General features: G+C 37.8%; 11 protein-coding genes. 1 reads left to right on the top strand and 10 read right to left on the bottom strand.

Annotated elements, in window-relative coordinates; genetic code table 11:
* Positions 1 to 101 precede the first annotated feature (101 nt).
* The 4 genes from F975_RS07895 to F975_RS07880 form a co-directional block, all read right to left on the bottom strand.
* Positions 102 to 767 (bottom strand): pseudouridine synthase, encoded by a 666-nt coding sequence (locus F975_RS07895; RefSeq protein WP_004752053.1) that lies wholly within the window; start codon positions 765 to 767, stop codon positions 102 to 104.
* A gap of 85 nt (positions 768 to 852) precedes the next feature.
* Positions 853 to 1,557 (bottom strand): DUF1003 domain-containing protein, encoded by a 705-nt coding sequence (locus F975_RS07890; protein WP_004752050.1) that lies wholly within the window; start codon positions 1,555 to 1,557, stop codon positions 853 to 855.
* A gap of 104 nt (positions 1,558 to 1,661) precedes the next feature.
* Positions 1,662 to 1,910, bottom strand: a complete 249-nt coding sequence (locus F975_RS07885; protein WP_004752049.1) for a DUF6868 family protein — start codon at positions 1,908 to 1,910, stop codon at positions 1,662 to 1,664.
* A gap of 207 nt (positions 1,911 to 2,117) precedes the next feature.
* Complete coding sequence (locus tag F975_RS07880; RefSeq protein WP_004752047.1) at positions 2,118 to 2,981, bottom strand: transporter; 864 nt, start codon at positions 2,979 to 2,981, stop codon at positions 2,118 to 2,120.
* A gap of 1,151 nt (positions 2,982 to 4,132) precedes the next feature.
* Here F975_RS07880 and F975_RS07875 point away from each other — a divergent pair.
* Entirely contained in the window at positions 4,133 to 5,512 is a 1,380-nt protein-coding gene (locus F975_RS07875; protein WP_004752045.1) for an L-serine ammonia-lyase, read from the top strand.
* Positions 5,513 to 5,651: 139 nt separating this feature from the next.
* Here F975_RS07875 and F975_RS15700 read toward each other — a convergent pair whose 3' ends face one another.
* The 6 genes from F975_RS15700 to prpC form a co-directional block, all read right to left on the bottom strand.
* Positions 5,652 to 5,795 carry a zinc ribbon-containing protein gene (locus F975_RS15700; RefSeq protein ID WP_004752043.1) on the bottom strand — a complete coding sequence of 48 codons (144 nt, stop codon included), beginning with the start codon at positions 5,793 to 5,795 and terminating at the stop codon, positions 5,652 to 5,654.
* Positions 5,796 to 6,171: 376 nt separating this feature from the next.
* A complete protein-coding gene (locus F975_RS07870; RefSeq protein WP_004752041.1) occupies positions 6,172 to 8,088 on the bottom strand; it encodes a DEAD/DEAH box helicase in 1,917 nt (638 codons plus the stop codon).
* A 35-nt stretch (positions 8,089 to 8,123) separates the two neighbouring features.
* Positions 8,124 to 8,258 (bottom strand): hypothetical protein, encoded by a 135-nt coding sequence (locus F975_RS16080; protein WP_004752039.1) that lies wholly within the window; start codon positions 8,256 to 8,258, stop codon positions 8,124 to 8,126.
* Complete coding sequence (locus tag F975_RS07865) at positions 8,258 to 9,181, bottom strand: HamA C-terminal domain-containing protein (protein ID WP_004752038.1); 924 nt, start codon at positions 9,179 to 9,181, stop codon at positions 8,258 to 8,260. The genes F975_RS16080 and F975_RS07865 overlap by 1 nt, the downstream gene beginning before the upstream one ends.
* Before the next feature lie 80 nt (positions 9,182 to 9,261).
* Positions 9,262 to 11,862: a Fe/S-dependent 2-methylisocitrate dehydratase AcnD gene (gene acnD / locus F975_RS07860; RefSeq protein WP_004752036.1), complete on the bottom strand. Its 2,601-nt coding sequence runs from the start codon at positions 11,860 to 11,862 to the stop codon at positions 9,262 to 9,264.
* Positions 11,859 to 13,019, bottom strand: coding sequence for a bifunctional 2-methylcitrate synthase/citrate synthase (prpC, locus tag F975_RS07855; protein WP_004752034.1), 1,161 nt, complete (start codon positions 13,017 to 13,019; stop codon positions 11,859 to 11,861). Before prpC ends, acnD begins: the two co-directional genes overlap by 4 nt.
* Position 13,020: the final 1 nt, after the last annotated feature.

Raw genomic sequence — 13,020 nt, 5'->3', positions numbered from 1 at the left:
ATTGTTATAAAATACAGCCTAACCCATTTTTATTGCAGTTTAACGATATGTCAAACAAAAAATATTGTCGACAATATGACTATTAAACATAAATAGACAGACTAGAATGGTGCAGGTACATCCAACTCAATTTCATGTTGAGTTAAGGGTTGCTTAAATGCCAAATATGCGGCATGAAGCGCCATGCGTGGCAAAGAAAATTGTCTCGGTTTAGGGTGATATAAGTTATCTCCCATAATCGGATGCCCAATATGTGCCATATGCACACGAAGTTGATGTGAACGCCCTGTAATTGGCGTGAGCTTTACACGACTGATATCCAACTCAAGATCATAATCTATACGTTGATACAATGTTTTGGCAGGTTTACCTACATCAAAATCAACTTTTTGTTTCGGGCGATTGGGCCAATCGGTGATTAGGGGAACTTCAACACAACCTTCTGCTGTAATTTCCCCTTGAAGCAATGCCACATAATGTTTAGTGACCTGACGTGCCTGAAACATTTTACTCACTGCAACTTCAGCATCACGGTGTTTAGCAAACATCAACAGCCCTGAAGTTGCCATATCTAAACGATGTGTGACTTTGGCTTGTGGATGTTGCTGCAAAATCCGCAAATATGCGCTGTCCTGATGTTCTGGTAAACGTCCCATCACCGACAATAATCCCGCAGGCTTATTAATCACCAGCAAATCATCATCTTCATAAATAGTATGTAATGGTTCTTGTGGTGGGCGATACACAAACGCAACATCGGCAGACATAATACAATTCAAACAAAAAACAATGCAGACAACATAACAATGACACTTTCACCTGTCAATTTTGCAGCGTCAACTCAACTGACAACTAACGCCTTTTATTCATTTCACTAAGCAAATCGAGCTGAATTTCCTGAATCTGTGCCAAGCGCTCCCATTGATGCGACAGTAAATGGTCAATCTTTTCATGTAAATGTCGAATTTCCAGCTCTGCCTTTAAGTTAATCTGATAATCATGTTGGGAACGCAAACGGTCTTTCGCTTCCTGACGGTTCTGGCTCATCATAATAATCGGTGCCTGAACGGCTGCAATACAGGATAATACTAAATTCAGAAAAATAAATGGATACGGATCAATCGGATGTAGCATCGCCACTGTTGTATTTATAACAATCCATGCTGCTAAAAAAATGAAAAACAAAATCAGAAACGTCCAGCTTCCACCAAAACTGGCAATTTTATCGGCTAACCTTTCTGCAAATGTCCAGTTCTCATCAAGCTCAACCTCGACATTTTTAGTAATCAGCTCATGATTCTGCATGCTAAGAATGACTTCTTGCTCCAAGTCGGTCAGCTCACCTTTTTCCGACTTGAGTAATGAATGTACGTATTGAATACGATAATGCGTTAGGTCAGAACGACAAATAAAACTCTTTTCAGACCATTCTGGATAGTCTTTAAAAATCGCATCGGCAATCACATCACGAATGGTATCACTCGGAGTCAAATCTTTTAAGGGGAACAGTTTTTTGCATACTGCACATTGATGCATCGTGTTTCTATTATTGTCCATAATTCCCCGATATTCTTAATCTTATCTCCATGATGATAGCAAGATTTGACTATTTTATGGCAACTGTTGAATTGTTTGCTTTACCCTTCTTTCTTTTATCTAAATCATGAATTTCTTGCAAGCGTCATCGCAATCCACGGCACCAGATTAAACATGATGATTGCAATTTTATAAAAAGCGATACCTGAATAATGAATCACATCAAACGTATTGTCTGGTAAATTAAACCAACTACTCTGTAAGCATTTTAAAAACTGGCGCGCAAAAACAAATAGTAAAAACCAAATTATTAAAATGGCATAGTTAATCAGAGTGGCATAAAGTAAAACTTGTCGTATAGCTTCATAACTCATGAGAGTGCCTTATTTTTGTGGGCCATAGTTAATATGATAGCGCAAAAAATCAGCAGAAAATAAAAATACAAGTTTAATTCCACAAAAATAAAAATATTAAAAACAGTGTCTTAAATAAAATATTAAAAATATTTCTTTAGCATTCCATATTTGATGAGAATTTACACTAAATATGAAATGCCGTTTTTGCTTAGGCTAAATTACTTTTTAAAAAGCCTTTAAGAAACGTAAATTAATACGATTGTCTTCTTTAAAACCATTTTCAACTTTTAGGTCACGCCCATATGCCACAATAACTTGCGTAGTCGGTGTTGGGTTAATTCCAGTTCCTACCCAAAATTTGGTTTGCTGTGTCCCGTTGGTTGTCACACCTGCCTGCTTGGTATCCCCTGCATCGCTATAAGAAAGACCTGCACGTAAATCGACTTTATCATTCAGGAAGTAACGCGCATTGGTTTGTACCTGATAGCCAGTATCCTGCTTCTTGTCACCGCCGATTGCATCGGTGTTTTTACCATAAATCGTCATGTCCGCAGATACATCCCACGCCAGTTTTGGCGTCAAACGTGTGGTATAAGCCGCCTGTATATTCAACTTGTAACGATTTTCCCCAAGATTAAGTGCTTTGTCTGAAGAATATTGACCCGTTGGCAAAAACAAATACGGCGTAATACCAAAGGTGCTGTGTGTGCTGGCATTGTTATAAAAAAAGAAGGTGTTGGCTAAAATAATATCACCCAAGCCACTACTTGAGCCTAGATCTGAAATATCTTTACCTGCATCCAAACGCCCGAAAGGAATCAAAATTTGTGGTGCAACATGAATCCCTGCTATGTCGGTGTAATGCACATAACGAGCAATACCTACATCGGAAGTCAGGCTATAGTTTCCTGCAACTTTATCACTACCACTATATAAAGCATCTCGGGTAGCATGCTGATAATACAAGATTGCGAGGTTTGTACCTGTTGGCGCATAGTCATAATCCCCCGCGTCTAAATCGACCGCATAGGCATGGCTCAAACTTAAATAAACGGCAATAGCAACTGCGCTATTTGTTAAAAACTTCATATTCTAATCCTTTGAATACCAAAAAATAAAAAGCAGATCGTTGTCGTTTTTTTAAACAAAAAATCCCGCTGTGTTCTAATCTACTGTTTTTGTTATTAAAAAAAAGCCATGCGATAGTCGTAATGACTTTATAGCTTTTATACGATCCAAGTATCAAATTTCATGATGGTATCATTTAGAAATAATTATAATAATAGACTGTTTCTTGACCATTCATTAGATTGGCTACAAATTAGATGAAATTCGCAATTTTTTACATATTTTAAAATCGCATAATTTACATTTTTGCCCAAACTTTTTTGTAACTGAGCCACTGTTTTATGGTTTTAGATATGCACATGTCGTCATGATCTGAGCATAGACAGGCTCAATATTCAGAATTTTAGCTGTGTTTAGATATTTAGGACGATGAGAGAAACAGAGATGTGAAAAATGAAATATCTCAAGAATTGCAATTTGATGAAGAAAAATAAGCTATAGAAAATTTATTAGAATGTGAGAATTTTTTAGGGTGTCAAGGGAAAACTCTATGGTTTACTTCAACAATCATGACTTGATAAATGATGACCTTATGCCTATAAACTCTTGATTTATAGCGTCCTAAGCCGAATCGAGACCTTTTGGGTGAGTACACACTTGCGTTATACGCTTCGGTGCATGCTACTCTTTTCGATCCCCATCACACCCTTGCAACACAGTTTAGTCAGATCATGATGGGATTGTTTTTCTAAGATAAACGCATTTTTAGATTTTTTGAAAAATTTTACCGAAAAATAAAATATTTTAAGAAATTATTCTTATATTAGAAAAATTAATCTTCATTCCATTGCATATTTCTGCCTGATTTATCATTTTTTTACCACTACTGTTACTTAGATTTTATAAAACATACTTTACTGAGTAATCTAATTGAGCAAAACAAACTCAGTTTGAAGATCAGTGCAACAACCTAGCTACAGAATCCCCAAGACCCTACAAGATTAAGAATATTTTCCTTACACAGTTCAAAGTTTATACGCTGCAAAATCTTTATTTAAGATAAATAAAAGATTCAATATTTATGCTATAGATTTCATATCACAATCATGCTAACAATCTATTTTTAAAGTTAATTTTCTCTCCCCAATTTTAAGCCAGCAAGGACGTAATATATGGCGCTTAGTGTATTTGATTTATTTAAAATTGGCGTAGGACCATCAAGCTCACATACGGTTGGACCCATGCGGGCAGCATATAGCTTTAGTCAATATCTCGAAAAACACCAACTTTTAACATCGGTTTCAAAGATCAGCATTCATCTATATGGTTCTTTGTCCTCAACAGGGATTGGCCACAATACCGACAAAGCAACTTTACTGGGTTTAATGGGTTTTGACCCTGAAAGCATAGATACCCAACAGAGTGATGGTTTATTAAAAACAGCATTAGCACAAAAAACTCTGATCATAAACGGGACTCACCCTGTCGCTTTTGACTATATGACCGATGTGATGTTTACCGATGAGCCTTTGGCCTACCACCCCAACGCCATGAACTTAGAAGCCAATGACGATCAAGGTAATGTGCTCTACAAAAACACCTATTATTCAGTTGGTGGCGGTTTTATTGTCGATGAAAGCAATATCCAGCAAGGTTCATTGGTCGCAGATGACACCCAGATTCCGTATCCGTTTAGTAGTGCCAAAGAACTTTTAGCTCTATGCAAGCAGCACAACTTGAGTGTCGGTCAACTCATGCTAGAAAATGAAAAAAGCTGGCGTAGCGAAGCTGAAATTCAGGCAAAAATTATAAGCCTTTGGCAGGTTATGCAAGAGTGCATTCAAAATGGCTTGCAAAATGAAGGTATTCTCCCTGGTGGGTTAAATATCAAACGCCGTGCTAAAAAGATTCATCAACAGTTATTGCAAAAGAAAAACTCTAATTTAATCGATACGACATTTACAGCCATGGAATGGGTCAATTTATTTGCACTGGCAGTCAATGAAGAAAATGCCGCAGGCGGTCGCGTGGTGACTGCGCCAACCAATGGCGCGGCAGGCATTATTCCTGCTGTTTTATATTATTACGTCACTTTTTCACAAGATTTGTCCGAAGAAAAAATTGTCCGTTTTTTCTTGAGCGCGGCAGCGGTGGGTATTTTATGTAAATTAAAAGCATCAATCTCAGGAGCTGAAGTCGGTTGTCAGGGCGAAGTCGGTTCAGCGTGTTCAATGGCGTCTGCGGGGTTGACCGAAATTTTAGGTGGTACGCCAGATCAGGTTGAACATGCGGCTGAAATTGGACTGGAACATAATTTGGGACTCACCTGCGACCCTGTGGGTGGATTGGTGCAAGTTCCATGTATTGAACGAAATGCAATAGCGGCGGTGAAAGCGATTAATGCCGCACAGATGGCGTTGCATGATGAAGATGAACATTTTATTTCACTCGATAAAGTGATTCAGACCATGAAAGAAACAGGTAAAGATATGTCAGATAAGTATAAGGAAACATCAAAAGGTGGTTTAGCAGTCAATTCGATTGAGTGTTAATAGTTTATGCTTAATCTATGAGTGGATAATTAAGCTTCAAAAGCTTAACTATTATTGGCGCGTACACAAATGTAAAAAGCCCTATCACACGATAGGGCTTTTTTAAAAACAGAGAGTAGCTGTTTTTATATGTGCAGCCTTAAGCAATTTTATTGTTAAATTTATTGCCAAGGCATTTGGTACACTGGGGTAAACGGTCTGTACCAATTTCTAAGTAAACGCGATGTCCGCATTGGACACAAAAATAGAAGCCTGTTCCAGGTTGAGAGCCAGCAGTTACCATCTTTGTTCTCCATAGATTTTAGAAATGGTGTTCAAAGTATAGACAAAATGAGTGGCTTGTCTACACACTATTTCCAATTAAAATTACTATATAATTTAAAAAAATACTGGATTGCTAAATTTGAACAACCGAAGCCTGCTTGCGTTAGACAATTCTTCTTACTTTTAATGCACTTATGCGCAAAAACCATTTTTTCTTGATCAGTGGGAATTTGATGCTGTGTTTTTGCTATAAGATGAAAGGCTTAAATTTTAATACAAATAAGCCCGATCTCAGAAGGCTTTATTTTACAAATAGGACCTAAAGTAAAATTCATTTCAAATCTGATCAATTTAACGTCTTTTTGGCAAACAGTTGGAGAATAAGGGAAGCTTACTTACTTTTTGACTTCTATACCTGTAAAGAATGTTTTTAAAACATACTCATCAAATAAATCTAAATTATCAATCTGATCAATTATTCTTTCATATCCTATCTGAAGAAAATGATCTATAATTTCATTAATTTCTAATTCATTATTTTCTAAATCTATCAATTTAAAGTCATTTATTTTCTTTGAAATAAACCTTGGTAATCCATATTCTTCTAAATAGAAAACATTTTTAGGAAGAAAAACATGTGAAAGTCTATCAATAAAACCACTAATATTTAATTGACTACCATACTTTTTATTATAAACAGTTTCAAACGATTTCAAAATACTAGCTAGGTTATAAGAAATAATTTTTTCAAATTTAAAGAACTCATCAATACCCAAATCATAATCTTCCAATTCTAATAATAATTCTGGAATATTTTTAGTCCAGTTATCTTTAACCACTAAAATATAATGAATAATATCTGTATATGACCCACCCAGACCTGCAGGCCTGACATTTAAAAGTATATCTTTTAGAGGGCTTTCCCAAAAATTAGAATCTGCATTTAATAAATTCAATTTCTTAGAGCTAAATTTCTTCACTAATATTGCATGGCCAATTTTTTGTAATGTAGAAGCATCTGATGCATCTAAGTCCTGTAAGGCAATTAAATCTGAATATTTTACCCCAAGCAAATTTGCCATTTCACGTTTAAATGTAATAATTCTTTGCAATTCATCATTACTCAATTCCTCTCTGAGATACTCGTCATCAACCATTAAAGATGCTTCATCTTGAAGTACCAAATCTAATTCCAAGTCAGTCTTCTCTGGAGGCTTTTCTAATAAAAAAGCTTTTCCAATAAAATATTTAAACATCCTCCCACTTCTACCCATAATATTTTTATAAGTGAAAAAACTTAATAATGATGTGCTTAGTTTGTTACTCCATAAAATAATATTTTTTGTACTGGTGTTAACACCTTCAATAATTGATGAAGTGGAAACCATTACATCTAAAGGAAAATCATTTTCATATACATTTAATTGTATTTGTGATAAGGATCTATGTAAGTTACTATTATAAGTACAAACTCCCTTTTGTATTAAATAACCTAATCTCCATGTACTGGAATAATTTTTTTTGATCCATCTTGAAAACTCAGTTAAAAAAGCATGATCTATTGGATCTTTATTTTCTGAAAGCAAGGTAAGAACATCATTTAATGATGCGTGCGAATTAACATAGATCAAAGTCTTCCCATCTGCTTTACTTAATATTTCGAATAAAGCTGTATTTTTATCAAAATTCCTATTAATTCTTTCATAGGTATGATCAATATCCAAAGCAACTGTATTGCAATCAATACTTACAAATTCTATTCCCTTAGTAAATATATTGCTTGTAAGGCTATTTATATTCGGGGCTAAATAATATCTTTGTTTTGCAATTTGTTGAAACTCAAGCATTGCTCTTTGCAAGCTTATACTTCTACTATCTTTTTCTTGTTTACTAGCTTTATAAAACTCATCTACTATTAACAAATCAATATGATCTACTACACCTTGATAGCTTAAAGCTCTTTCTTGAGGCAAGATTAATATATTTTTTTCGGCTAATTCAATATCTGTTGTAGTTATAATTTTATAATTTTTACCAAATTTAGGCTGTAATCTCCGTCTTATTTCATCAGCTAAGGCAATCGTTGGAACAATCATCATTACTGTATTTGGTTTTCTCAACTGTAAAAAAGCGTCTACAATAAAGCTCTTACCAAAGCTAGTTGGAGCACTAACAGCCAAATTCTTTCCATCTAATAATCCAGACAATAATTTGGATTGTTCCCTATGCAGTACAACTTCTTTACCACCAATATCCACAGTAAAAGCTTCCAGTAAGAACTTTTCTTGCCATGTTGCTTTATCCTTAATCATATATGGGTATAAACCAACTTGTCTAATTAAGTTATTTAAAGGTGCAATAATCTTATTTTTTCTTCTTCTGTAAGATAATCAATAAGCCTTATTAATTTTTCTCTTGCACCTGCCTCATCACCTTCTATCAACAACTCATTAATTAGATGTAATTCTTCGAATGCCCCCATTAATCTTCAGCCTCTTCTTTATAAAATTCAACTTGTTTAACAAATTTATCTACAATTCTCTTTTTCTCAGGTACAGGAAATAATATCAAATGAAAATTAATCAAATTATATAAATGTATTTCATTTAACTTATTAAATTGTTTAATAAAATATGAATTTGCTTTATCTCGATACATTTTTTTGATTGCATCTATATAGTCCTCATTATAAGTAGTTTCACCTTTCGTTATATCACACTCATGTATAATCATAATTGGTACATTTATAATTTTTTTGATATTATCAATACTATTTTGTGAGGATAAATCTTTTGTTATTCTACCAATAAGATCCTCATCTAAGCCAGAATATTGTAGATCTCGAACTCCTAGAATTATGGAATTTTCTTTTTTCAACTTCTCAGTTTGCAATGCATTATACAAAGAATTTGTTATTTGGTAAAAATTACTATCATTTAAGCTATTAAAAAACTTTGCCTCACCGAACCATAGGCTATATTCATCTCCATTAACTACTATATGAACACTATCAGCACCTTTAGCATTATCCTGACTATTCTGTTTGTAATAAATTTTAGGAACAACTGGTAAAGCCTTATAATAATTTTTCATTATTGCATAAAGCATGATCTCCGCAATCTCACTGCCCCGCCCTATTTCATCACTCTCACTTGCTAATCTTAGATTTTTTGCAGCTGCAACCATCTTTTGCTGACTTTTATCAAATAAAGCTTTCCTCTCTTGGTAATTTAAAGCCGTTTCAGCAATGTTATCCCATATAAAGCTATTGAATTTACTCGTTCTCCACTTACCATCTTCAAAGTCATTTAAAAAAGAAAGTACTTTTTTATTTTCTTTAATTAAAATTTTTTCATTCGAACATATATCTATAAAGTCATCTGAAACTACTATATTAAATTCCATATAAATTCCAAAAAAATACCCCACTTCACAGTAGGGCTTTTTTTAAACAATATCAATAAACTTTAACTAAAACTCGGCATTTACGCTGCCTGACCTTCACCTTCCAAAAAGTCCTGTGCAAAACGCTGCAATACACCGCCCGCTTCATACACATGCACTTCTTCTTCAGTATCTAGACGACAGGTCACAGGCACTTCAACGATTTCACCGTTAATACGCTCAATCACCAAAGTCACAGTCGCACGCGGCGCAATATTCCCAATCACGCTATACATTTCAGTACCATCAAGCACTAAAGTCTTGCGAGTTGTGCCTGCCTTAAACTGCAATGGCAACACACCCATACCAATCAGGTTAGTACGGTGAATACGTTCAAAACCTTCGGCAACAATCGCTTCCACACCTGCCAGACGCACCCCTTTGGCTGCCCAGTCACGGCTAGAACCCTGACCATAATCCTCACCTGCAATAATGATGAGTGGCTGCTTGCGGTTCATGTAAGTTTCAATCGCTTCCCACATGCGCATGACTTTACCATCAGGCTCAACACGGGCAAGTGAACCTTGTTTCACTGAGCCATCTTCATTAAGCACCATTTCATTAAACAGTTTCGGATTGGCTAAAGTCGCACGCTGTGCAGTGAGGTGATCTCCGCGGTGGGTTGCATAAGAGTTGAAATCTTCTTCTGGCACACCCATTTTTGCCAAGTACTCACCTGCTGCCGATTTTTTCACAATCGCATTAGACGGAGACAAATGATCGGTGGTGATGTTGTCAGGCAAAATTGCCAACGGACGCATGTGAGTCAAAGTGCGCGGTGCAGCCAAAGCTCCTTCCCAATATGGTGGACGGCGAATATAGGTACTTTTTGCACGCCAGTCATACAGCGGGCTTTTCGCCTGTTCAATTTCGCCCAAATTAAACATTGGAATATAGACTTTACGGAACTGCTCAGGTTTGACAGCTTCTTTAACTAAGGCATCAATTTCAGCATCACTTGGCCAAATGTCTTTCAGATAAATCGGGTTGCCGTCTTTGTCTGTACCCAATGCATCTTTTTCAATGTCAAAGCGAATCGTTCCTGCAATCGCATATGCAACAACCAACGGTGGCGATGCCAAGAACGCCTGTTTTGCATACGGATGAATACGACCATCAAAATTACGGTTACCTGAAAGCACTGCTGTAGCGTACAAATCACGGTCAATAATTTCTCGTTGAATAACAGGATCTAATGCACCAGACATGCCGTTACAGGTCGTACACGCATATGCCACGATACCGAAACCGAGCTTTTCAAGGTCATGCAACACGCCTGCTTCTTCCAAATACAATGCAGCCGCTTTTGAACCAGGAGCAAAAGAAGATTTCACCCACGGTTTACGGGTTAGACCCAATTCATTGGCTTTACGTGCCAACAAACCAGCAGCAACTGTATTTCGAGGATTCGAGGTATTGGTACATGAGGTAATCGCAGCAATGATAATTGCACCATCTGGCATTAAACCATCGGTACGATGCTCCACCACACCTGCAATGCCTTTTTCTTTCAAATCACTCGTAGACACACGCGCATGCGGGTTAGATGGGCCTGCAATATTACGGGTCACTTTAGACAGGTCAAAGCGTAAAACGCGTGGATATTCGGCTTGTTTTAGGCTGCTTGACCATAAACCCACTTGTTTTGCGTAGGTTTCGACCAACTCGACTTGTGCATCTTCACGACCAGTCAGACGCAAATAATCAATCGTGTTCTGGTCGATATAGAACATTGCCGCAGTTGCGCCATATTCAGGGGTCATATTGGAAATGGTGGCACGATCACCAACAGACATACTGTCCGCACCTTCACCAAAGAATTCCAGATATGCACCAACAACACGCTCTTTACGCAAAAACTCGGTGAGTGCCAAAACGATATCGGTTGCAGTAATGCCCGCTTGACGCTGACCAACAAACTCTATCCCAATAATGTCAGGCAAGCGCATCCAAGAAGCGCGACCAAGCATGACATTTTCAGCTTCTAAGCCACCGACACCCACCGAAATTACACCCAAAGCATCGGTATGTGGCGTGTGTGAATCTGTACCGACACAAGTATCTGGAAATGCCACGCCATCACGCACTTGGATGACAGGTGACATTTTTTCCAGATTGATCTGGTGCATGATGCCGTTGCCCGCAGGAATTACATCGACATTTTTAAAGGCAGTTTTTGTCCACTCAATAAAGTGAAAACGGTCTTCGTTACGGCGATCTTCGACTGCACGGTTTTTAGCAAACGCATCAGGGTCGAAACCACCATATTCCACTGCCAAAGAGTGATCGACAATCAACTGGGTTGGCACGACAGGATTAACTTTAGAGGGATCACCACCTTTATCGGCAATCGCATCACGTAGACCTGCAAGGTCAACCAGTGCAGTTTGCCCTAAAATGTCATGACAAACCACGCGCGCAGGAAACCACGGAAAGTCCAGTTCCTGTTTGCCTTGTATAATCTGGAGCAAATAATCTTTGATTTTTTCAGGTTCAGCGCAGCGCACAATATTTTCAGCATGCACACGGCTGATATATGGCAGTTTTACCCAAGCACCTGCTTGCAGGTCTTCAACTGCCTGTACCACATCAAAATAATCTAAGTTGCTATTGGGCAACTTTTTACGGTACTGGGTGTTCATGCATCACGCTCCGCAAGTGGCACAAATTTAAGGTTCTCTGGACCTGTATAATGTGCGCTTGGTCGAATAATCTTGCCATCTTGGCGTTGTTCAATCACATGTGCCGACCAGCCTGCTGTACGTGCAATTACAAACAATGGGGTAAACATTGCTGTTGGCACACCCATAAGGTGATAGCTCACTGCACTAAACCAGTCAAGGTTCGGGAACATGTTTTTAACTTCTTTCATCACGGCTTCCAAACGCTCCGCGATCAGATACATTTTTTTGTTCTGCTGTACATCGGCAAGTTCAGAAGCAATTTTCTTGATCACGTCATTACGCGGGTCAGCGATGGTATAGACTGGATGTCCGAAACCAATCACCACTTCTTTGTTTTCGACACGCTTACGAATATCGGCTTCAGCTTCATCAGCAGTGTTGTAACGCTGCTGAATCACAAATGCGACTTCGTTCGCGCCACCGTGTTTTGGTCCACGCAATGCACCAATCGCCCCTGCAATGCTCGAATACATATCAGAACCTGTACCCGAAATCACGCGTGAGGTAAATGTTGACGCGTTAAATTCATGCTCAGCATACAAAATCAAAGATGTATGCATCGCTTGAATCCATTGTTCACACGGTTTTTCACCATGTAACAAATGCAGGAAGTGTGCACCAATCGAGTCATCGTCAGTTTCAACTTCAATGCGTTTTCCATTATGGCTAAAGTGATACCAATACAGCAGCATTGAACCCAAACTTGCCATCAACTTGTCAGCAATATCACGTGCACCTGCATAGTTATGGTCATCATGTTCTGGCGTTAAGCAGCCCAAAACCGAAACACCTGTACGCATTACATCCATTGGGTGAGCAGACGGTGGTAGTTGTTCCAATGCTGTCTTTAAGCTTGCTGGCAAACCACGCAGTGATTTAAGCTTGGCTTTATAAGCACTTAACTCTGCTGTATTGGGTAATTTTCCATGTACCAGCAAATACGCCACTTCTTCAAACTGGCAATGTACTGCCAAATCAAGAATGTCGTAACCACGGTAATGCAGATCATTACCACTGCGTCCTACGGTACATAGCGCCGTGCTCCCAGCGACTTGACCGCTGAGCGCAACTGATTTTTTTGGTTTGAATTCTGTTTTTTCAACTTGTGTATTCATG

This window comes from Acinetobacter brisouisimilis (genome assembly GCF_000368265.1).
Lineage (GTDB): Bacteria > Pseudomonadota > Gammaproteobacteria > Pseudomonadales > Moraxellaceae > Acinetobacter.
The sequence above is the reverse complement of the archived record's forward strand: the minus strand, read 5'-3'. Positions and strand labels throughout refer to the sequence as shown.

Excerpts from the sequence above, each read along its gene's own strand:
- F975_RS15700 (WP_004752043.1), bottom strand. The coding sequence starts at position 5,795 with ATGGTAACTGCTGGCTCTCAACCTGGAACAGGCTTCTATTTTTGTGTC.
- F975_RS07875 (WP_004752045.1), top strand. The coding sequence starts at position 4,133 with ATGGCGCTTAGTGTATTTGATTTATTTAAAATTGGCGTAGGACCATCA.
- prpC (WP_004752034.1), bottom strand. The coding sequence starts at position 13,019 with ATGAATACACAAGTTGAAAAAACAGAATTCAAACCAAAAAAATCAGTT.
- F975_RS07870 (WP_004752041.1), bottom strand. The coding sequence starts at position 8,088 with ATGATTAAGGATAAAGCAACATGGCAAGAAAAGTTCTTACTGGAAGCT.
- F975_RS07895 (WP_004752053.1), bottom strand. The coding sequence starts at position 767 with ATGTCTGCCGATGTTGCGTTTGTGTATCGCCCACCACAAGAACCATTA.
- F975_RS07865 (WP_004752038.1), bottom strand. The coding sequence starts at position 9,181 with ATGGAATTTAATATAGTAGTTTCAGATGACTTTATAGATATATGTTCG.
- F975_RS07890 (WP_004752050.1), bottom strand. The coding sequence starts at position 1,557 with ATGGACAATAATAGAAACACGATGCATCAATGTGCAGTATGCAAAAAA.
- F975_RS07885 (WP_004752049.1), bottom strand. The coding sequence starts at position 1,910 with ATGAGTTATGAAGCTATACGACAAGTTTTACTTTATGCCACTCTGATT.
- F975_RS07880 (WP_004752047.1), bottom strand. The coding sequence starts at position 2,981 with ATGAAGTTTTTAACAAATAGCGCAGTTGCTATTGCCGTTTATTTAAGT.
- F975_RS16080 (WP_004752039.1), bottom strand. The coding sequence starts at position 8,258 with ATGGGGGCATTCGAAGAATTACATCTAATTAATGAGTTGTTGATAGAA.
- acnD (WP_004752036.1), bottom strand. The coding sequence starts at position 11,862 with ATGAACACCCAGTACCGTAAAAAGTTGCCCAATAGCAACTTAGATTAT.